Source organism: Fibrobacter sp. UWB12 (genome assembly GCF_900142485.1).
In the GTDB taxonomy this organism is placed as follows: domain Bacteria; phylum Fibrobacterota; class Fibrobacteria; order Fibrobacterales; family Fibrobacteraceae; genus Fibrobacter.
On record NZ_FRAZ01000013.1, the window covers coordinates 36,474 to 56,946 of the forward strand.

Below are 20,473 nucleotides of genomic sequence, written 5' to 3' on the forward strand. Positions count from 1 at the left end.
ATGCGTTTCTTGACACAAAAGCTACTGGCACTTGCCGCCTTCGCGGCACCGGCATTCGCGGGGGAGATAGCAAAACCCTCCACTGACTCGACAGACAACTTCCAACGTTTTTCTGCCGTTCCGGTACTTGGCTACACCGAAGAAACGCAGTACCAATTCGGCGCCATGGCTATCATCTTCTTCAAACCCGAATTTGAAGGGGGAAAAGCCTCCGAACTAGACCTGTCCTTTTACGGAACATCGCGCAAACAGGTTACCGGCTCCATATCACCTAAATTCTACCTCTTGAACGACCGTATTTCGGGCAATGTAGAACTTCACTACGAAGACTGGGTCGGCAACTACTTCGCACGCAAGAACAATCCCGATATAGACGACTACCGCAAGTTCGATCGCCAAACTTTTTACCTCAAGACGCACATCAATACAAACTTCGGTACAAAGCAATGGCACCCCGACTTTAAGTACGGACTGTTCTTCGAATTCAACAGCACCAACATAGACTTCAACAATTACCACTATCACGGTAGCATCGAAGAACCCGAAAACACAGACGGATGGCGCAACGGCATCGGTTACCACCTGTCCATCGACACGCGCGACAACACCAACTGGGCCCGACATGGCTACCTAGTCCAGTGGGGGCACTACTTTTATAACAAAGGTTTAGGCGACTACAGCTACACCCATCAGGAACTCGACATCCGCGGCTACTCCGAATTTATCTGGAACACATCCATGGCCGTTGGCTTCCTCTGGCAGCGCGTCGACGGGAACGCCCCGTTCGACAAACTAGCAGGCTCAGACGGTCTCAAGCGATTCCGAGGAGTCGAAAAGAACTACTTCTACGGGGAGCAGGCTATGTTCTTGCAGGTCGAATTCCGCAAGAAGCTTTTCTGGAGACTCGCCGGAGATATCTTCTTTGAAGGCGGAAAAACAGGCGATTACTTTAGCGACCTTATGCGCAACAAGTGGCACAGGAGCCTAGGCTTCGGGGGGCGGTTCGCCCTCAACAAGAAGGAAAACCTGTACGCCCGCTGCGAACTTTCATGGGTTGACTTCAAGAACGTCGGCATGACAATGTACGTCCGCGACGCGTTCTAGAGTTTAGGAATAGGGGACAAACAAAAAGCGGATGCAAACCCGAAAGCCTGCATCCGCCATTTTGAGATAGAATAAACAACGTTTTAAGGACTAATCCTTAACGCTATTCCAGTCCAGGACGCCCTTCTTCAAGAGGTAAATGTAACCTGCTTCGAGAATCAGGAGGAATCCGAGGAGGATGAACAGCAATTCCCAGCCACCAGCGAGGAACTGGATGGTCCAGGGATAAATAAAGGCCACTTCGAGGTCAAATACCAAGAAAAGCATGGCGACCATGTAATATTTCACCGGATAACGTTCATTTGCGGTACCGGAAACATGAGCCAAACCGCATTCATAAGCAGAACCCTTGATAATGGTATGCTTAACCTTGCCCGGGTGAAGCACCCAGTTGGCAACAAGAAGAACGGTCGGGATGCAGAGAGCCATGATCACGAGAATCGTCATGGCGAAGGTTGTGTCGAATATTTCAACATTGCTCATAGTGATTCCAAAGATAGTAAAAAAGTTTTTGCCATTTCAATTCATTTTTGTAAACTATATTTGGTAATCATGAAGAAAAAAATTGCTGCCATTGGTTTTGTAGGGGTTGTTTCTTTATTGTTTGGTTGTTCTGATGACGCACCGAGCCCGGCTGCGCCACCTATAGCTTATAATGAATCTTCGTCATCCGTTGTTACGGGAGCATCCTCCAGCTCCTTCCAACAGCAGACGCCAACGTCTTCTGCTGTAAACAATGGTGGAAAAACCATCTATGAGCACAAGATTATAGACGTTCCGGCGGAAAACGTCGATTATCCGAACATCGTCGAAGAAAAGATGTTCTGCTGGACACCTGGTTGCGAAGCAACCGTGGTGCCGCCGTCATCTTCGTCTAAGGCCGCTCCGAAGTCGTCTTCGCAAAACGCGATCACCATCGATACGCCCGAAAACAAGCCGCCTATCGTTAACGGCATGACAATGACCGACGCCCGCGACAACAAGACGTACCAGCTTATGCAGATTGGCGGAAAGCTCTGGATGGCACAAGACATCAACTATGCCGGTGTCACGAGCGAATGTTTCAACGAACAAGAATCTAATTGCACTTCTAACGGCCGACTCTACACCTTCAACTCGGCACAAAAGGCATGCCCGACAGGTTGGAGACTCCCGAACCGCGAAGAAGCTCAAGCTGCGCTTGACGATGCAACCGTCCCATGGAGCTACAGCGGCCGCTGCAAGGATGGCGACTGCAATTTCATGGGCCAGATGGGCTTCCACTGGACATCTGCAACACCGCAGGACGGCGACAAGAATTTCGAAGATAACAAGGGTGATTCCTACACTGTTATCATTGTAGAAAAAGACCCCGATTACGCAGGCGAAAAAGAACGCCTGTTCTTCCAGGTAGACTCGAAGACAAAGCGCTTTAGCGTCCGCTGCGTCCAAGAGTAATCTTTAAAAGTTTCCTCCTTACACAAAGGACCTTGCTTGCTTATGCAGGCGAGGTCCTTTTCCATTTTAAACGGGAACCTGACTTTCAACTTTACTAAATTCTGTCTTATGCTACGTTCAAAGTACCAAATGTTCGCAGACTCCCTGTCCGAGAACGTTTTCAAGACGAAGACCCAGGCCAACCCCATCATGTTGGTGGTCCTCGCCTACCTTCTGCTCATTGTCATTGGCACGGCGCTACTCAGCCTCCCTCAAGCGGCAAGCCGCCCGATCAGTTTAATCGAAGCCTTTTTTACGGCCATGTCTGCCGTCTGCGTCACAGGACTTTCTGTTGTCGATATTCCTTCCACGTTTACGCACACCGGACTTTGGATCATAGTCGTATTGATGCAGTTCGGCGGTCTCGGCATCATGACCGCATCTACAACGCTTATCCTGCTTGCCGGCATGCATCCGGGATTTAGCCACCAGTCCGTATTCCTCTCCGAATTTACGCAAGAAGGTAACATCGATGCAGGCCGCATCCTCAGAGCAATTATCCCCTTTACGTTTGGGCTAGAACTGATTGGCGGCACAGTCTACTTCACGCAGTTCGAATCCATGGAAATGTACGACCGCGTCTTCTGCTCGATTTTCCAAGCCGTCAGTTCATTCTGCGGTGTGGGCTTCACGCTATTCCCCGACTCGCTCGTGAGCTTCCAATACAATCCCATCATGAACATCACCACCTGCATCCTCGTACTGGCAGGCGGATTCGGATTTTTGGCCATCGCAGAACTGCGCTACCTTTTCGACTTCAAGCACAAGGAAGTCCGCCGCCTCTCGTTACACACACGCATCGCGACTTACGGAACCTTTATCGTCATTGGCGTAAGTATCCTCGTCTTTGCGTTCACCGAACACAGCAACCTCTTTAGCGGTCACACCTTTAGCGAAAACGCTCAATCCGTTCTGTTCATGGCATTTACAAGCCGCACGGCAGGGCTCAATTCCGTCAACATTCCCGACCTCACGCAAGCATCGCTGTTCTTCTTTATCATTATCATGTTCATCGGTGCAAACCCCGGTAGCTGCGGTGGCGGCATCAAGATTACTACGGCCGCGGTCATCGGGCTCCTCGGATTCAATAGGCTCCTTGGCAGGGAAAAGACCCAAGTAATGGGTCGTACCATTCCGAACAGCACCATCGACAAGGCCATTCGAATTTTCGTCGTCGCAATCGTCGTGATCGGAACAGCCACGCTCATTCTCCTCAACACCGAAATTCCATCAGGTTCAAGATACGCCGCCGACAGCGGGCCATTCCTCAAGATTCTTTTTGAAGTCGTGAGCGCCTATGCCACATGCGGACTTTCGATGGGACTTACCGAAGAACTCTCCACGGTCGGAAAAATCGTCATTTGCATTGTCATGTTCATTGGCCGTATGGGTCCCTTGTTCCTCATTTCCGCAGTTGCAGGCAAGCTCCAGGACACCGCCTATTACGCCGAAGAAGATATAATGGTCGGCTAGTTTATAGTACCAACCACAAACCACTATACTATATTTAAACCATGGCTTCTAGACAATTCGTTATTATCGGTCTTGGAAATTCAGCAAACTACCTTGCACGTCATTTGACCTCGCTCGGTCATGACATCATGGTCATTGACTCGCATCCTGAAAAAATCCAGGACATATCAAGCATGGTCTCGCAAGCCGTAGTTGCTGACGGCACCCGCAAAAAGCAGCTCGCCTCCATCCCGTCCTTGACAAAGGCCGATAGCGTCATTGTCTGCATCGGCGACAATCTGGAAGCTTCGCTCCTCACTATCCTCAACTTGAAGGAACTCGGAGTCAAGCACATCATCGCAAAGTCAAGCAGTGCCGCCCACACAAGCATCTTGGAAAAGCTCGGCGTCACGGACATTTTCCATCCGGAACGCGATGCTGCCATCAGCCTTGCCGAACGATTGAACCGTCCGAACATGGTCGACTTCCTCCCGTTCATGGAAGGCTACTCCATCGTGGAACTTGTCTGTCCCAAGCAATTTATCGGAAAGACATTGAAGACGCTGTCTCTTACGCACAAATACGGAGTACAAGTCATTGCTATCCGTGACCCGCAAGAGCCCACGCCTAAAATCGGTAACATTGCAGACGTCATCTTGCAAGAAGACGACGTATTGTTCCTCATCGGACCGAACGAAGCGCTCGATAAACTTAAAGATTAGTCCGCGACTTTACACGCGCACTTGTCGCAAAGCCCGAACATATAAAGTGAAGTTCCCATCAAGGTAAATCCCGCGGGAATCATTTGTGAGCAATCCGGCGGCGGAAGCATCACGTCAAATACTTTGCCGCACCCTTTGCATTTGAAATGGCTATGCGGAGTGCAATCCGCATCGTAACGCAAAAAGCCATCGCCAAAGTCCAGCGAAATCGCCAAATCGTTTGTTATCAACAGCTCAAGCGTATTGTAGACCGTCGTACGAGAAAGCGACGGGTATTCCGGCAACAGTGCCGAATAAATTTCATCGACAGTCGGGTGAGTCTTGACACCCCGCAAATAGCGATAGACACAGGCTCTCTGCAACGAAGGTCTGATGCCATGATCTTTGAGTATGTTTGCCGTTTCTTGCATAATCACACCCTCTTAAAAACTCCCATTAAACACCTTTAAAAAAGCGGCTCTCTTTCGAGAACCGCCCTTACACCTCAAAACTACTTGAAGTAACGACCCAGCAAGCCCTGGAATGCAGAACCATGGCGTGCTTCGTCCTTGCACATTTCATGAACAGTGTCGTGGATTGCATCGTAACCGAGTTCCTTGGCACGCTTAGCAAGAGCGAGCTTGCCTTCGGTAGCGCCAGCTTCGGCAGCAACACGAAGTTCCAAGTTCTTCTTGGTATCGGCGTAAACGACTTCGCCCAAGAGTTCAGCAAACTTGGCAGCATGTTCGGCTTCTTCGAAAGCGATACGCTTATAAGCTTCGGCAACTTCCGGGAATCCTTCGCGGTCCGCCTGGCGGCTCATGGCAAGGTACATACCCACTTCGGTACATTCACCCGCAAAGTTCTCACGGAGCCCCTGCACCACTTCGGCATCAAGGCCCTGAGCGACACCGACCTTGTGTTCGTCAGCCCAGACAATCTTGCCGGCTGCCGGCTGTTCAACCTTTTCGAAGAACTTGCTCTTCGGAGCGTGGCACTGCGGGCATTCTTCCGGTGCTTCCGGACCCATGTGGACATAACCGCAAACTTTGCAAACCCAGACTTTCATATCTTCTCCTTTCCGCTACGCGGATTTGATGTAGAAATTCATGATTATTTTGTGATTATATTTGTAATCATTATAAATATATAATTATTTCAAATATTGTCAAGTCAAAACAACCACTTTTTATAAATATTCATTAATTTTTTTGAAAATTACCGCAAAAACTTTTTTTTCGCAAAAAAGTACGGCAAAGGCATAAAAAAACAGCCCGTTGAAGGCTGTTTAAAAATCAATTTGTTTTATGGATTAGAACACCGGAGCTTCAGCAGGCTTTTCGCGGCGCTTGGTCTCGGCTTCAGTTGCAAGCTGGCGGTGTGTTACAGAACCCACTGCATAATAGCGGTTACCCTTCTGAATTACAGCCGTGTAGGCATCCAAAATCTTCACCGAGAACCATTCCTGATAAAGATTATGCACGTTTTCTTTAAGGGTAGAAACTTCGCTGATAGCCGGAGAACCCGATGGCTTGCCATACTTGAGCGTGAACTGATCGGACATGTAGGCAACCGCTTCGAAGGTCTTGCTCAAACGAGCACGTTCAACGCGGCCTGTACGGATTTCAAAGGCATAGAACTTGTCGTTCTTATTGAAAATGAAATCGACCTGAACTGGCAGTTCACCGAACATATAAACAGGAATGACCACTCGTTCGCCAATACCGGTCTGACCGTAAGGTTCGTAACCTTTTTTCATCATTTCTTCAATGACGGTCTCACGAGTGGAGCCAAAAGGAATGCCGGCAAAATTATTCTGAGACTGTGCCTGCACGTGTAGCGAAAGCACAAGAATCAAAAAAGTAACGACAATGCCAAATTTGGACACAATAGACTCCTCTAGATATTGTAAAAGATAGTAAACTTTTTCCAAGTAAGCAAAAATTTTTCATAAAAAAAAGATTTTTTGGTCCAGTATCTATATTTGGTCACATGTCAAGCACATTTGGAAAGATATTTTCTGTCACAACATGGGGTGAATCCCATGGTCCTGCCGTTGGAGCCGTCCTCGATGGATGCCCCGCCGGTCTCCCGATTACCGAAGAAATGATTCAGGCCGAACTGAACCGCAGGCGCCCGGGTCAGGGCAAGGTCACGACCGCCCGTAACGAAAAGGACCAGGTAAAGATTCTTTCCGGTGTTTTTGAAGGAAAAACGACAGGAACCCCCATTTCTTTCGTCGTTTTCAACGAAGACCAGCACAGTAACGACTATGCCGACATTGCCAAGTGGTACAGACCGGGACATGCCGACCTCTGCTATGACCTTAAATACGGATTCCGCGATTACCGCGGCGGCGGCAGAAGTTCTGCCCGCGAGACCATCGGTCGCGTAGCCGCAGGCGCCGTCGCGAAAGCATTTTTGAAGACGGTCGCAGGTACAGAATTTCTCTCGTGGGTCGCTTCTGTCGGCAATGTTGATTGCGCCATGCCGAATCTGGAAACCCTCACGCTTGACCAAATTGAAGCATCCCCCGTCCGCTGCCCGGACGAAACAGCCAGCAAAAAGATGGAAGAAGCCATCCTTGAGGCGAAGTCCAACGGCGACAGCATCGGCGGAACCGTCTCGCTTTTCGTAAAAAACGTCCCGGTAGCCCTCGGTGAACCGGTATTCGACAGGCTCGACGCACTTCTTGCCCAGGCGATGCTTTCTATCCCGGCATGCAAGGGATTCGAAATCGGTAGCGGTTTTGCAGCAGCCCGCATGCACGGCAGTGAACACAACGACGAGATTTATGTTGACGGCAACACCTACCGCACGCGTACAAACAACGCGGGCGGTAGCCTTGGCGGCATTTCGAATGGCGAACCCATCTATTGCCGCATGGCGTTCAAGCCGACAGCCACCATTTCGCAATTGCAAAAGACCGCCGGCCGAGGTCTCGAAAACGGAGAACTTGCCGCCAAGGGAAGGCACGATCCTTGTGTTGCCGTCCGCGCTCCGGTGATTGTGGAAAGCATGGCAGCTCTCGTGCTCGCAGATCTATACTTGCAGCAGAAACGCAATTGCCTTTAATTAAGCGACAGCTCTCTTCGTCAAGCTGTCACCCCGGATTTATTGTGCAAGCGCAAGGCCCTTCGGCTCAGCTATGTCAAAGATTAAAATCTTTGACGCAGCGTTCGCCTCGTTCGCCTTTCCGGGGTCGCCATCTCGCTTATGAAAAGGCGATGCCGGCACGTAGACCGGCATGACATGCATCGAGGCATTGCCAATGAAACACATAACGAAGTCTTTCCGCCTTGTCGCATCCGCATTTTACCGAATTGCGTACAAACTGCACCACAAGCTCTTTTTGCGCCCTCAACCGCAACTACGCGTTCCCGTTTTCATTGTCGGGAGCTATTTAGCAGGGGGTGCCGGCAAGACGCCTTTTACCATCTGGCTTGCAAAACATTTTCAAGAACAAGGTAAGAAAATTGCTATCCTATGTCACAGCGCCGCATGGGATGAATTTATCATGATTGAGCGGGAATTTCAATCCGCCAAATCTACACAAATAAAAGTATTCGCGACCAAAAATCGCTACAAGACAGCCAAAGAAATTCAAGACAAATTCGACATTATCCTCTGCGACGACGGATTCGAAGATTCGCGCTTTACAGGCGCCCACCGCATTTGCCTTGACTGGCAGGAACCGCCGCAATCCATAGCAAGCCTTTTGCCGAGCGGCCCGTTCCGCAGTTTAAAGCAGGACCACGACGAAACCGAAATCATCCATCTTGATTGCGTAGGCAACAACGGACATTGCGTCAATTCGCCCGCCATCAATTTTTCCATCGAGTCCATCACAAACTTTGCAGCGGGCAAACCGCTTACCGCTACAGCCATTTGCGGGCTCGGCAATCCCAAGCGATTCGTCGAAGACATCCGTACATTCGGAATAAATGTCGAAAAAGCAATCGTCCGCCGCGATCACGACAAGCACTTCCAGCAAACCGTCCAAGCGGAACTTGCGCAAGACAAAGACATCGTCATTTCGCAAAAAGATGCGTGCCGTTTGCAGCAGTCGCTCCTCGCCCATCCAAAGCTCCACACCGCTATACAAAAAATAACAGTCTCCGACAACATCCTAAAAAAATTGCTCTAGCCGTAAATTTTTGAGCAAAACTTTGTTCTTCATTTTTTTTGTAAAGAGTAATTTATCCATTTCTTTTTTTGTATTTTATTCTTTATGAACAAAAGTACTATCGGCAGATTTTGGTTTAATGGGATGTTTGCCGTTATTTCGGCAAGCACATTTTTTGCATGCGATTCATCTAGTTCAAGCGTTTCAGATCCAGGAGATGGCATTACCATAAACCCCTTGGAAGTCGAAACGGGTTCAATCACCGACAACCGTGATGGGGAGACATATAGAATCGTCACCATCGGTGAACAAACTTGGATGGCCGAAAACCTCAAGTACAATTACAGCGACACAGACGCAAGTAGCTATTGCTATAAAGACAAAGACAGCAACTGCGACAAGTACGGCAGATTGTACACTTGGTCCGAAGACATGGCTCGCAACATCTGCCCTTCGGGCTGGCACCTCCCCGACAACGAAGATTGGAAAACCTTAATCAACTCCACAGGCGGAGTTGATTACGCAGGTCGCAAACTCAAAGCAAAATCCACGTGGAATAGCGACGGCAACGGTTCCGACGCTTACAGCTTTACAGCACTCGCTGCAGGCTTCCGCAATACTTCCAAAAATTATGAGGAACAAGGTTCCTATGCCTCGTTCTGGTCCGCAACTCGGTACGATTACTCCGATGTTCTTTACTGGAGCCTTAATGCTGACAACAAGCTCGTCATCCGCGATGCAGGCAATCGCAACAACGCATTTTCTATTCGATGCATCAAAGGCAGCAAGACTTTCTACTACAGTTCCATGCGCTCTAGTAGTTCTAGCGCCAAGAGTAGCTCCAGTGCTCAAAGCAGCTCTAGTGTCCAAAGCAGTTCAAGCGCCATCAGCAGCTCTAGCATCAGAAGCAGTTCAAGCGCCATCAGCAGCTCTAGTGCCCAAAGCAGTTCAAGCGCCATCAGCAGCTCTAGTGTCCAAAGCAGTTCAAGCGCTACTTCAAACAGCTCCAATTACAAGTACGACCCCGCCAAAGTCATCCACGGGACCATAACAGATTCCCGTGACGGACAAGAATACAAGACCGTCACCATCGGCAATCAAACTTGGATGGCTGAAAACTTAAGATACGAGATTCCTAGGGATGCCGCAGATACTGTCGATGTCTTTTGTCCTCAAGATCCTGACACTCTCGCACTCGTAGGCTGTTATTACACTTGGAGAGCCGCAATAAAAGCCTGTCCTAACGGTTGGGTATTACCAAGTCAAAGCAATTGGAAAACATTGATCAATCAAATTTCTTGGACTGCTCCATGGGGCATCCTCGAAACTATATGCAACACCAATTCCTTGACGTACAACTCGATTCAAGGGAATGACGTGTACGGTCTCAACATCACACCGTCTGGAACATGTAATTCCATTACAAAAAAGATCATTTTTGGTGGATCAGCCGAATTTTGGACATCAACAGCCCTAAATGAATTTTTCCACGGAATAGCTGTATTTTCATTCATAAACGACAACTTAAAAACAGATTCATACACTGAACATTCGGCATTCAAAAGCGTTCGTTGCCTAAAGAGGTAAAAAGATGAAACAGATTTTATGGACTCTTTCCCTTGGCCTAGCCACCTCCTTTATCGCATGTTCAGAATCTGCAACATCTGTAGAGAACAACAACGAGCATGAACCACTTGAATCGTTTACCGATTCCCGCGACAACCGGGAATACAAGAAGGTGACCATCGGCGATCAAACTTGGATGGCCGAAAACCTTTATTTTGAAAAATATTTCTACACCTGGGAAGAAGCAAAAAAAGCATGTCCTGAAGGCTGGCATCTCCCCAATGACGACGAATGGAAAACTCTATTTGAAGAAGTCGGCGGCGTAGAAAAAGCTGGCCTCCAGTTGAAATCCACTTCGGGCTGGGAAACAGGCAAAAACGGAAAAGACAAATATGGCTTTGAAGCATCCCCAATGGGTTACCGCGACGCTCTCGACGAGCGACAAAAGAAAGGCTATAGGGCATTGTTCTGGTCCGCTACAGAGCTAGACAGTAAAAACGCCTTCAACTGGAGATTCGACGGCGTAAGCGATTACGTATTCTATGAAGACTATCCAAAAAATTTTAGACTCTCTGTCCGTTGCATAGAAAATAACTTCATCGAGGAATCATCCAGTTCATCGGATGAAATATCGAGTTCTTCGAACAAAGTTCAATCCAGTTCATCTTCTAATGATCGATCAAGTTCTTCGATAACAAAACAATCCAGCTCCTCTTCCAAAAATCAATCAAGCTCTTCCATAACAAAACAATCCAGTTCCAGCATTCATTCATCTAGCTCGGCAAAGTCTTCAAGCTCGGAATCAAGCAGTTCTATGAGCTCGTCGTCATCCAGTAGCAGCTCTTCAAGCATAGTTTCCAGTTCTAGCGAACCCCCTCGTCCAACAGTCTATGACCCCATCAAAAAGACGTTGACGGACGGTCGTGACGGACATATTTATAGAACTACAACCATCAACAATCGCGTATGGATGGCAGAAAACCTGAATTACGCATACTACTTTAAGTCGGCAAGAAGTTTCTGCTACCAAAATGATACTGCCTACTGCACAAAGTACGGACGACTTTACACTTGGAGCGCCGCCATGGACTCGGTAGGAGCTTTTTCAAACGACTCTAAGCTATGCGGCCTAAGATCAAAATCAAATTGCAAGCCTGCTGAAGTCGTCCAAGGAATGTGCCCAGAAGGGTGGCACTTGCCCAATCGAGCAGAATGGAATGAATTGTTCTATTATATTGGTGGTTACAACACCCAAAAGCTAAAGGCAAAACAAGGTTGGGACGGATCCGAAGGAACCGACGATTTTGAGTTCTCTATGTTGGCCGCAGGAACGCGAACAACAAAAGCTGAATTCACAACCGAAAAAGAGATTGCCTATTTCTGGACTTCTGACAAAGAAGATGCCAACGCCATTCTTTTTGACCATACACAACAATACTACATCAGAATGGTTACGGAGGATTACGCATATTCCATCCGTTGCTTAATGAACTACGAAGATAAAAACAACATTCCCAAGCCCGATCATGAAATAGTCTATGGCACACTTGAAGATTCCAGAGACGGCAATGTTTACAAGACCGTAGAAATTGGGGACCAGACATGGATGGTTGAAAATCTGAGACTCGAGTATCACGAGGGATCTGCCGAAAGCTCTTGCCCAACGGACGATCCGGAATATTGCAATACCTTTGGCAGATTATACACATGGTCGGCAGCTATGGATTCAGCTGAAATTTATTCTAATGACGGCGCCGGATGTGGTTATCACCTTACATGTAATCCCAAAACATTCGCCAAAGGGATTTGCCCAGACGGGTACCGCCTCCCAAACAAAGACGATTTCCTAAAGCTTCAGGAAGCAACAGGAGGCAACGTTCTCTCAGGACAGAACCTGAAAGGACTTGAAGGCTGGCCAAGAAACGGCAATGGCTATGATTTATATGGATTCAACGCAACACCAATTAGCGAAAAAGATGCTGTATATTATTGGGGTTCATCAGAAGATGACCAAAAGTACAGTGCCAGAACTCTCTGTTTCACACTTACAACAATGAATTCCGACATCTGTTATTCAACTAAAACAGCAACAAACCCAATTCGCTGCATCAAGATGATTCCAGAAGAAATAACGGCCAAACAAACCGCAGATTAGTGTTTTTTTGCCCTTTTCTCCTTTTTTTATTGTATTTTTAAAAACAAGAACTAGGGAGAAAAAAATGAATTTGCGTCAACGTTTTGCCGAACTTCTTCAAATAATCACAAAAAATATTCCCGAACGAGAATACCACGTGCAGTTGGGTTTTCTCACCACGCTCATTCAGGAACCTTTTTATTTGTACGGCCATCCCGGCTGCGGTAGTTCCCTTATCATCCGCAGAATTTCAAACACATTCAAGAACGCAAAAATTTTAAGGCTCGGAAAAAAGCAAAAAGAACTCCCTGACAATATTAACGATTACAACCTGATTATCTTCGACAACTTTACACCGGGCGATGAACAGAACAAAAGTAATCTCCAAATAGTTGTCCACGACCACGAAAAAAATTCCATTATTATTTCGGGCGACCAAAAACCGGAATCCGCGCTGTGCAGATCCGAAGTGAGTGACCAGGTCACGCTCACCATCATGCTCCCCGAAAATATATCGTCTGACGCTCTTTGCGCATTGCTCCAAATCCACGGAACCGAAAGCGAAGAACCAGTCCCGGACAACCTCGCCATTAGCGCCGAAGAACAGGCCCAATGGATAAAAGAAATCCACAAGGTTACGCTCTCCCCGAATACTCTTGCTGTCATCGGCAAGGTATCAGAAACCTGCACCCAGAACGGCGTCTACGTCTCCATCCGCAGATGGATCGCCCTTTCGAACATGATTAAGGCAATCGCGTTCCTCAATGGCCGCAACGAAACTAAACTTATAGACACCTTCTTCTTGGGAACATCCATTTGGGGACGCAGCGCTTCGAATACCGCCATTTCCGAAAGCTACCGCGAAATTCTCAAAACGCAACTATACAAGAACACGCCGAGCCTTCTCGAAAAGCCCTACAACGCCGACGACTTGCTCATGCGCGTGAACCACCTCGTCCACAGTTCGAACAACCTTTACGAGACTAAACCGTTCAACGGCGAAAAGTGCCTTGCATACCGCATTACCATTGCAGGCGAATCCGTGCCGCTTTACGCACCACTCAAATACATTGAAACCGATGTAAGTTTCAACCCTTACAACGAACTCCGTCAAATTGAGAAGCGCGTACTCTGCAATTACCACGGGACATCGAACTGCACCATTTCCATTGACCCGCAGGTCCGTACAAGCGGCCTCCGCAGCTCCGTCAATCAATCAAGCAACACCTCTACCAAGTTCGAGGAATTTGGCACACTCCCAACGTACATCTTAAGAGAAAACGCTCCCGAAATTATCGAACAAAAGAAAACTCTCCGCGATTCGTTGAACAGCGAAATCAAGGAATCCATGGAGCGCGAAACCGCAAACCTCGTCGCGCTCCGAAATACATACAAACTCTTTAACGAATCGAAAGACGACTTGTTCTGCTTTACGCAGATGTTCAATTCAGTCCAGGAAGATATCAAGGCTCAGTTCGACAACACAGCAAACATCATCAAGACTATCAAGAAAGCAAGCGAAACAATCGCCTCGTTCTCGAACAACATGCTTAAAACCCCTAACTTGGTTGGCAAGCAACAAGCCAAGCCGCAAGCGGCTCAAGGTCAACAAAACACCGAGAAATAGCCCGCAAGCACTGCAAAACAACATTAATTTTTAGCAATACTCCGTCACGCTTCCAATATTTGCCTATATTGGTCTCGTGAACTTGGTTTTCCTCTGGGCGGGTATCGCATTACTTTGGCTGATATGCATCTGCATGACCAAAAAAGGTCGTGCAGTTATTCGCATTTTTTGTAGAAGTATCAAAGTCAAGCTCATCATCATTGCATGGGTTCTTGGAATTGCAGCGATAGCCACTGCTTATGCGACACACCCCGAAGAAGAACCTCGCCCGACAATCGATGAGCAACTCGAATACCAGAAGTACACCACGTCCGCGATTCAAAAGCTTTGCGACCAAGGCGAGCTCATCATCGACATGAACTGTAACCTCGACAGTGCCGCAGCAGAACTCGCCTACATCCTCCCCACCGTCATCAACAATTACAATCTCGTTGTCACGCGCCCCACGACACCGATTCTCGAAAAAATCAAGGACACGTTACAGATAAAGATGATCGGTTACAAAAAATTCAAGAACAGGGGAATCCGCTTGATCAAAGCGCTTCAGCGTGATTTAGGCATTCGTTATGAGCTGTCCATCATGTCCGATAGCACGGACCACACACTTATAATAACCTATAACAGTAAGCCCTGGGACAGCGAACACCTTTGCAACTTGCCCGTTCTTGAAGCATGTCTCCGCGAGCGCACTGATCCGGCAGTCCTCATGTCCATCATCCATCACACTTCCGGATTCCAGATGAACTATCAGGGCAAAAACAACACGTCCGGGTTACTCGCACTCGACACAGGCAAAGGTTTAGAACAAATTGGCATAGGCGCCCACCGCCTTAAAACTGCACTTGCGACATCACCCACACTTGCCGACGCCATCGCGCAATTCTACCCCGATGCAGAACACCGCAACAGGTTCGAGAACTGGCGCAAGGACCCGCAAAAGCATTACTGGGTCGGTCAAGTGCTCACGGATATTCAATACTACCGTAGCAACGGGATGACGCTCAAGCCACGCAAACGCGAACGCGCAGAATAACGGGCTACATCATCCGAATATTTTATCTTTTATTAGCCCACGTCACAGTCAAAGACGCTGTAAAAAGATATCTTCCATATTTTGATATATCAGACGCATTAAAAAAACGTCTCTGAACGCGAACTGCCAAAGACAAACTATTAATAACGTCAGTTGCACTCCGGCGATATCTTGAAAAAAATCCAAAGTCCAAAGCCCAATAGTCTTGCCCACCCTCTTTCGTGCCACTAAAAGGTGCATACGAATTATGAGTAATATTTTCTTCTAGTCCAAATCGCAAACTTTCAGTCGGAAGCACTTGTTGAACAAGGCCAGCCCCATAATTGAATTGATCCAAATCCCCTAAAAGCGAAAAGAAATCAACCCAACCTCGTAAGGCGACAAAACGATTGCCAAAGCCCAAATCAATAATAGGCAACCACTGAAAAGAAAAACCTGCTACACAATAATCCAAGAAAACAAGATTTCCGCCAATATCCCAATACGACGGTATAGCCCACATTTTATCAGTGTAATCGCCACCCCGAGCAGAGACATACCCTACACCAAATCCACGCCCGTCTTTGGGATGTTCCTTATCAAAGACTTCCATAAATGCACTCGCATCCGGAGCATGCATGGCACAACTCGAAAAGAGCACAACAAAAGAACAAAGGACTGCGAGCTTTTTCATACCAAGTTAAATATACTAGAACTTGTACAAAACAAACCCGCCTAGCGCAGCTACAATGACTCTAGGATAATCATCCGAATCTATAAATGTCTGTCGGTACACAAGCCCAGCCCTAAAATGTTCTAGGAAATCGGCACCGATGTGGGTGTAAAATCCATGGCTATAAGACGAAAAATAGGTATCGTCTTTTGTTGTATTTTTACCATCCAATTCGCCAAAGCAATAGGTCAAACGTCCATAATGGAGACCAAGGTCGACATAACCAATATCGAACGGATGAGCATTTATCGAGAACGATACATACGGAACAACAAAGCTCATTTTGCCGCTATGCCCCGCGCGTTCAAACGACCAGCCATTGCGATTAAAGCCAATCGAAGGCGTCCACGAAAAATACCTAGCAAAACGGAACTCACGGCCAAACTGTAACCAAAAATCGCCATTGCCATTGAAAGTAAGCGATTCCCTAAAAATGGACAACTTCGAATAGTAAAATTCCGTCTGTGCGACAAAGCGGGATTTAGGCAACTCGGTACTCGGCACACCATTTTGGGCAAATAGCGAAGTCACCGCAAAAAGAGCAATCAAAAGCAAACGTTTCACCATCTATTATTCCTGCTTCTTAACGATTCCAAAGTAAAACTCGTCGTATCGAGATAACTGCCAAACGTCCCGCAATTCGAGGCGCCCTGCGCACGGACAAACGACTTGGCCGGTTCATCATGACGATTAAAATAAAAGAACGTTCCTCGGCTCCAGGGTTCCAAATAGGGATTCAGCTCCATCGTCATCACATTGCCATTCAAAATCGGGGTTATCAATCCAGACCCAACCAACGGTAAAGTCTGCGAGTTTGCAGCCCACACATAGACATCCCAACTGTCATTGACTTCACCCCATTTCGAAACGACACTCGTCTCCGAAATATACCCATACATTTCCACCGAAGCATTCCCGTCGGAAGTGTTGGTAACAACAGTAAAAGAAGTATCTGCATTAAAGCATATTTCCTGGCAACCCGATTCTGTCGAGACCCAGCATCCAACAAGTCTACCATAGGCCGGCGTAAAATCACTATCGTCATCCACATCCGCCAAAGAGCAGGCAAACAGCATCAAAGATACTATCCATAAAAAGTATTTCATAAATTTTCCTTTTGCACAATCGCTTCTGCACAAACGTCTAGAATAAAATAGAAATTACTAGAAGCTAGATTGCCGCGTCCCCTTACAGGGGCCTCGCAATGACGTGAAAGGTGAATGGCACAACCATCATGCCAGCGTTATGCCCGCCATCTCGTAAAAAAGCTAGTCTAACTTATACTTGTCTTTCGCGGCTTCGAGTTCGGCGCTAGCCTTTTCCCAAGCAGCGTAAAGTTCTTCCGTCAGCTTCTTGTTTTCGTCCATATCTTTTGCAATGGACGTAATCGCATTGCCATCGCCAGATTCCGAGGCAGCCACAAGTTTTGCTTCAAGTTCGCCTCCGAGAGCTTCAGCCTTCGCAATTTCTGCTTCGAGGCGAGCGGTCTCTTTTTCGAGCGGCTTAATGACCTTGCTACGTTCGGCAATGTAGTCTGCACGCGCCCTACGGTCTTCCTTGGTGCGCGGCGTCGAACTCACGGGCTTGTCGTCCGTGACGTCGATATTCGAGACCTTGATGTTTGCGGAGTTCGCGCCGCCCGGCTTCTTTTCAGAAGCCCAGCCAACCTTTTCAAGGAAGTCCGCGTAAGTGCCTTCGAAGATACGGCACTTACCACCATCGAAGACGATGAGGCGCGTCGCAAAAGCGTGCAGCAGTTCTTCATCATGCGTCACGACAAGTGCGGTACCATCGTAATCTTCGAGCGCATCGATCAAGCTCTCGATGCTTTCCATGTCCAAATGGTTCGTCGGTTCGTCCAGCAAAAGCATATTGCTTTCGTTCGCCAAAATCTTGCCCAAAAGCACACGGCTGCGTTCACCACCCGAAAGCACCTTCACCTTCTTCATGGCAGTGTCACCGCTGAACATCATCACGCCCGCGAGGCTACGCGCACGACTCTTCTGCGACACATCCGCAATCGCACTTGCAATTTCTTCTTCGACCGTATTTTCAAGATTCAGGCGATTGATATTCGTCTGTCCAAAGTAATTTATCTTGAGGTTCGGGTTGTAATTGATTGTACCCTGGGTCGGTTCAAATTCTTTGGCAATCAAGTTCAAGAGCGTCGTTTTACCGCGACCGTTCGGACCGATAATTGCAATGCGGTCGCCCTTGAACACTTCCAACTCGAGGTCCGAAATCAGCTCTGGACCGTAGCCGTCTTCGTTCTTGTACGCAAAAGAGAGCCCGTGAATTTGGAGCATGCGCTTGCCCGGAAATTCCGCGTTCTTGAAATTGAAATCCAAGTTGCGTTCGTGCGTGAGGCGCTCGCCCGTCGCAAGCTTTGCAGCCGCCTTGATTTTTGACTGCACCATCGCAGCTTTCGCCGCCTTGTAACGGAAACGCTCGATAACCTTTTCGAGCTGTTCCTTTTTGCGCTGCTCGTTTTCTTGCGTGCGCATTGCCACTTCTTCTTCTTCGGCAATCGTCTCACGCAACTTTTCGACCGTTCCCTTGACCTTGCGCATCTTGTGGCGGTGAATCCCCACCGTATGTGTGCAGACCTCATCCATAAAGTGGTGGTCATGCGTAATCAAGAGCACTTCGCCCTTCCACATGCGCAAAAAGCGGCTGAGCCAGCGCATGGAAACAATGTCCAAATAGTTCGTCGGTTCGTCAAGCAAAAGCATGTCCGGTTCCGACGCCAAGACCTTCGCCAAATTCAAACGGATCTGGAAACCACCCGACAAAAGCATCGGGTCTTTCTGCATGCTCTCTTCGTCAAAGCCAAGACCAAAGAGAATCGCCTCGACCTTGTGTTCTTCGAGCCAGCCATCCTCATTCACCTTGAGCACGCTGCACGCCTCTTCGTGAACCGTCGGGTGCGTAAACTTGATGTGCTGCTGCAAATAGCCAATCGTATAGCCCTTCGGGATGTCGATGTTACCGCCATCGAGGCATTCCTGCCCGAGAATCATCTTGAAAAGGGTCGATTTGCCACAACCATTGCGACCAACAAGACCGACGCGTTCATGGTCGGCAACAAGCATGCTAGCGCCATCCAAAAGGACCTGCATGCCAAAAGACTTAGAGACGTTCTGAATTTGAATCACGAAACCAAAGATAGAAAAAGGGCGCCCAGAGGGCGTCCTTTCAAACCTTTAGAGGCGACCGATAGATTACTTCCAGTCAAGAACTTCGCGGTTCCAGGAAACCGGAGAACCCGTCATGATCAAGTTCTTATCATAGCCGCGACCATTGCTCATCTGCTTTGCAACAAAGCCAGACTTGTACATGGTAGCCTTCTTGCCGTCCTTGTTCTTGCCATCATAGACAATATCAAATCCGACCCATCTGTAAAGGACAAAGCCGAAGAAGTTTCTGCGGTATTCCCAAGAGTCGCTCGTGATGATGAGCTTCTTGATCTTGTAACCCTTCACGAGAGCCTTGAGTTCCTTTTCAATCTTCGGACCCTTCCAAGTCTGCTTCGGAAGGTCTGCCATCTTGACCGGAGTCGGGCCACGCTTGATAGCTTCCTGAACTTCTTCGATCGGAGACTTGCCCACGATTTCCTTGAAGTCAGTCACTTCAACTTCGTAGAACTTTTCCGGGAAAGCAACGCCCTTGTAAACACCCTGGTCGATATAGCCGTATCCTTCCGGCACATAGAAGAACTTGCCACCCTTCTTGTAAACGAAAGCCATCGCAAAAGCGTTCTTGTCGTTGTACTTCATGATGGAGCCAAAGCGGTAAGCGCGCACGAATTCGCTTTCGCCCTGTTCCTTGTCGGACGGGCCAATCCAGCGGGACTTGAGGTTTCTGATGTCGTTGTCCTTCGTGATCATGTAGACTTCAGCCGGCAATTCGCCTTCAACCATCGTCTTGGTGGTATCGTCGATTTTCTTCGGATCCCAGTCATACACGAGAGCCTTCGGGGTATTCGGGGTCGGGCCATCGACAACCGGCTTGCCAAAGCACTTGACACACTTTGCAACATGGTCTTTCCAGAAAATGACATTGCTGTCAGCATCCCTGTAAAGAACGTCGTAGTTCAAGACATCCGGTTCGCGTTCTTCGGCAAGTTCATCCGTGTGGATAAACACCTTGATGATGCCCTTTTCCTTGTTGTCCTTCCAGTGGTAGAAAACGCGTTCGAGGTAACGGTTAGAAATATCGGCGCCCACCGGGAGTTCGCTTCTAGCCATCGTCGGCTTGTCAGAAGCAGGTGCAAAAGCAGCATCAGCAGGGACATCATCCTGAGCATTCGCCATAGAGAAGGCGAAAAGCCCTGCAGCAAGAGTCTTGAGAATCAGTTTCATTCCATTCAACCTTACGGGTTCCAAATGACAAACGACATTCCCGGCGAACCCACATTAGCCAAGAATGCGCATTTTTTTGGACAATGTAAATAAAAAAGAAACGTTTGGCAACAAATGATGACGGAATTACTACAAAAAACTTTAAAACCTTCAACAGTTTTCAACATCTATCAACACCCAT

General features: G+C 48.0%; 19 protein-coding genes. 10 read left to right on the plus strand and 9 right to left on the minus strand.

Annotated features, from left to right (window positions below; genetic code table 11):
- The gene (locus BUA34_RS14950; protein WP_072831032.1) at positions 1-1,104 is read left to right on the plus strand and encodes a BamA/TamA family outer membrane protein; all 1,104 of its coding nucleotides are present in this window, start codon (positions 1-3) and stop codon (positions 1,102-1,104) included.
- A 90-nt stretch (positions 1,105-1,194) separates the two neighbouring features.
- Here BUA34_RS14950 and BUA34_RS14955 read toward each other — a convergent pair whose 3' ends face one another.
- On the minus strand, positions 1,195-1,587 hold the full coding sequence (locus BUA34_RS14955; RefSeq protein WP_072830988.1) for an NADH-quinone oxidoreductase subunit A: 393 nt from the start codon (positions 1,585-1,587) through the stop codon (positions 1,195-1,197).
- Positions 1,588-1,656: 69 nt separating this feature from the next.
- On the opposite strand from BUA34_RS14955, the gene BUA34_RS14960 reads away from it, so the two are divergent.
- The 3 genes from BUA34_RS14960 (at position 1,657) to BUA34_RS14970 (ending at position 4,754) form a co-directional block, all read left to right on the plus strand.
- The gene (locus tag BUA34_RS14960; RefSeq protein ID WP_072830990.1) at positions 1,657-2,541 is read left to right on the plus strand and encodes an FISUMP domain-containing protein; all 885 of its coding nucleotides are present in this window, start codon (positions 1,657-1,659) and stop codon (positions 2,539-2,541) included.
- 108 nt (positions 2,542-2,649) lie between these two features.
- The gene (locus BUA34_RS14965) at positions 2,650-4,053 is read left to right on the plus strand and encodes a TrkH family potassium uptake protein (protein ID WP_072830992.1); all 1,404 of its coding nucleotides are present in this window, start codon (positions 2,650-2,652) and stop codon (positions 4,051-4,053) included.
- Positions 4,054-4,094: 41 nt separating this feature from the next.
- Positions 4,095-4,754 (plus strand): potassium channel family protein, encoded by a 660-nt coding sequence (locus tag BUA34_RS14970; RefSeq protein WP_072830994.1) that lies wholly within the window; start codon positions 4,095-4,097, stop codon positions 4,752-4,754.
- Here the strand turns inward: BUA34_RS14970 and BUA34_RS14975 are convergent.
- From BUA34_RS14975 to BUA34_RS14985, 3 genes are all read right to left on the minus strand, one after another.
- Positions 4,751-5,164, minus strand: coding sequence for a Fur family transcriptional regulator (locus BUA34_RS14975; protein WP_072830996.1), 414 nt, complete (start codon positions 5,162-5,164; stop codon positions 4,751-4,753). The genes BUA34_RS14970 and BUA34_RS14975 overlap by 4 nt on opposite strands.
- A gap of 80 nt (positions 5,165-5,244) precedes the next feature.
- The gene (locus BUA34_RS14980) at positions 5,245-5,802 is read right to left on the minus strand and encodes an NADH peroxidase (RefSeq protein ID WP_072830998.1); all 558 of its coding nucleotides are present in this window, start codon (positions 5,800-5,802) and stop codon (positions 5,245-5,247) included.
- A gap of 243 nt (positions 5,803-6,045) precedes the next feature.
- Positions 6,046-6,621, minus strand: coding sequence for a hypothetical protein (locus BUA34_RS14985; protein WP_072831000.1), 576 nt, complete (start codon positions 6,619-6,621; stop codon positions 6,046-6,048).
- A 104-nt stretch (positions 6,622-6,725) separates the two neighbouring features.
- On the opposite strand from BUA34_RS14985, the gene aroC reads away from it, so the two are divergent.
- From aroC to BUA34_RS15015, 6 genes are all read left to right on the plus strand, one after another.
- Positions 6,726-7,808, plus strand: coding sequence for a chorismate synthase (aroC, locus tag BUA34_RS14990; protein ID WP_072831002.1), 1,083 nt, complete (start codon positions 6,726-6,728; stop codon positions 7,806-7,808).
- Positions 7,809-8,004: 196 nt separating this feature from the next.
- Positions 8,005-8,880: a tetraacyldisaccharide 4'-kinase gene (locus tag BUA34_RS14995; protein WP_072831034.1), complete on the plus strand. Its 876-nt coding sequence runs from the start codon at positions 8,005-8,007 to the stop codon at positions 8,878-8,880.
- An 84-nt stretch (positions 8,881-8,964) separates the two neighbouring features.
- Positions 8,965-10,446: an FISUMP domain-containing protein gene (locus BUA34_RS15000; protein ID WP_083579815.1), complete on the plus strand. Its 1,482-nt coding sequence runs from the start codon at positions 8,965-8,967 to the stop codon at positions 10,444-10,446.
- Between the two features lie 4 nt (positions 10,447-10,450).
- Positions 10,451-12,580, plus strand: coding sequence for an FISUMP domain-containing protein (locus tag BUA34_RS15005; RefSeq protein ID WP_072831006.1), 2,130 nt, complete (start codon positions 10,451-10,453; stop codon positions 12,578-12,580).
- A 64-nt stretch (positions 12,581-12,644) separates the two neighbouring features.
- Positions 12,645-14,186: a hypothetical protein gene (locus BUA34_RS15010; protein ID WP_254794516.1), complete on the plus strand. Its 1,542-nt coding sequence runs from the start codon at positions 12,645-12,647 to the stop codon at positions 14,184-14,186.
- Positions 14,187-14,319: 133 nt separating this feature from the next.
- Positions 14,320-15,219 (plus strand): hypothetical protein, encoded by a 900-nt coding sequence (locus tag BUA34_RS15015; protein WP_254794517.1) that lies wholly within the window; start codon positions 14,320-14,322, stop codon positions 15,217-15,219.
- Positions 15,220-15,241: 22 nt separating this feature from the next.
- Here BUA34_RS15015 and BUA34_RS15020 read toward each other — a convergent pair whose 3' ends face one another.
- From BUA34_RS15020 to BUA34_RS15040, 5 genes are all read right to left on the minus strand, one after another.
- Positions 15,242-15,811 carry a hypothetical protein gene (locus BUA34_RS15020; RefSeq protein ID WP_254794518.1) on the minus strand — a complete coding sequence of 190 codons (570 nt, stop codon included), beginning with the start codon at positions 15,809-15,811 and terminating at the stop codon, positions 15,242-15,244.
- A 96-nt stretch (positions 15,812-15,907) separates the two neighbouring features.
- Complete coding sequence (locus BUA34_RS15025; RefSeq protein WP_072831012.1) at positions 15,908-16,498, minus strand: hypothetical protein; 591 nt, start codon at positions 16,496-16,498, stop codon at positions 15,908-15,910.
- Positions 16,492-17,037 carry a hypothetical protein gene (locus BUA34_RS15030; protein WP_072831014.1) on the minus strand — a complete coding sequence of 182 codons (546 nt, stop codon included), beginning with the start codon at positions 17,035-17,037 and terminating at the stop codon, positions 16,492-16,494. The genes BUA34_RS15025 and BUA34_RS15030 overlap by 7 nt, the downstream gene beginning before the upstream one ends.
- 162 nt (positions 17,038-17,199) lie before the next feature.
- The gene (locus tag BUA34_RS15035) at positions 17,200-19,086 is read right to left on the minus strand and encodes an ABC-F family ATP-binding cassette domain-containing protein (RefSeq protein WP_072831016.1); all 1,887 of its coding nucleotides are present in this window, start codon (positions 19,084-19,086) and stop codon (positions 17,200-17,202) included.
- A gap of 66 nt (positions 19,087-19,152) precedes the next feature.
- The gene (locus BUA34_RS15040) at positions 19,153-20,292 is read right to left on the minus strand and encodes a hypothetical protein (RefSeq protein ID WP_072831018.1); all 1,140 of its coding nucleotides are present in this window, start codon (positions 20,290-20,292) and stop codon (positions 19,153-19,155) included.
- Between the last annotated feature and the right edge of the window lie 181 nt (positions 20,293-20,473).

Coding starts and splice junctions, on each gene's coding strand:
- BUA34_RS14960 (WP_072830990.1), top strand. CDS start 1,657: ATGAAGAAAAAAATTGCTGCCATTGGTTTTGTAGGGGTTGTTTCTTTA.
- BUA34_RS14965 (WP_072830992.1), top strand. CDS start 2,650: ATGCTACGTTCAAAGTACCAAATGTTCGCAGACTCCCTGTCCGAGAAC.
- BUA34_RS15010 (WP_254794516.1), top strand. CDS start 12,645: ATGAATTTGCGTCAACGTTTTGCCGAACTTCTTCAAATAATCACAAAA.
- BUA34_RS14950 (WP_072831032.1), top strand. CDS start 1: ATGCGTTTCTTGACACAAAAGCTACTGGCACTTGCCGCCTTCGCGGCA.
- BUA34_RS14970 (WP_072830994.1), top strand. CDS start 4,095: ATGGCTTCTAGACAATTCGTTATTATCGGTCTTGGAAATTCAGCAAAC.
- BUA34_RS15015 (WP_254794517.1), top strand. CDS start 14,320: ATGACCAAAAAAGGTCGTGCAGTTATTCGCATTTTTTGTAGAAGTATC.
- BUA34_RS14975 (WP_072830996.1), bottom strand. CDS start 5,164: ATGCAAGAAACGGCAAACATACTCAAAGATCATGGCATCAGACCTTCG.
- BUA34_RS14955 (WP_072830988.1), bottom strand. CDS start 1,587: ATGAGCAATGTTGAAATATTCGACACAACCTTCGCCATGACGATTCTC.
- BUA34_RS15005 (WP_072831006.1), top strand. CDS start 10,451: ATGAAACAGATTTTATGGACTCTTTCCCTTGGCCTAGCCACCTCCTTT.
- BUA34_RS15025 (WP_072831012.1), bottom strand. CDS start 16,498: ATGGTGAAACGTTTGCTTTTGATTGCTCTTTTTGCGGTGACTTCGCTA.
- BUA34_RS15040 (WP_072831018.1), bottom strand. CDS start 20,292: ATGAAACTGATTCTCAAGACTCTTGCTGCAGGGCTTTTCGCCTTCTCT.
- BUA34_RS14980 (WP_072830998.1), bottom strand. CDS start 5,802: ATGAAAGTCTGGGTTTGCAAAGTTTGCGGTTATGTCCACATGGGTCCG.
- BUA34_RS14995 (WP_072831034.1), top strand. CDS start 8,005: ATGAAACACATAACGAAGTCTTTCCGCCTTGTCGCATCCGCATTTTAC.
- BUA34_RS15020 (WP_254794518.1), bottom strand. CDS start 15,811: ATGGAAGTCTTTGATAAGGAACATCCCAAAGACGGGCGTGGATTTGGT.
- BUA34_RS15000 (WP_083579815.1), top strand. CDS start 8,965: ATGAACAAAAGTACTATCGGCAGATTTTGGTTTAATGGGATGTTTGCC.
- BUA34_RS15030 (WP_072831014.1), bottom strand. CDS start 17,037: ATGAAATACTTTTTATGGATAGTATCTTTGATGCTGTTTGCCTGCTCT.
- aroC (WP_072831002.1), top strand. CDS start 6,726: ATGTCAAGCACATTTGGAAAGATATTTTCTGTCACAACATGGGGTGAA.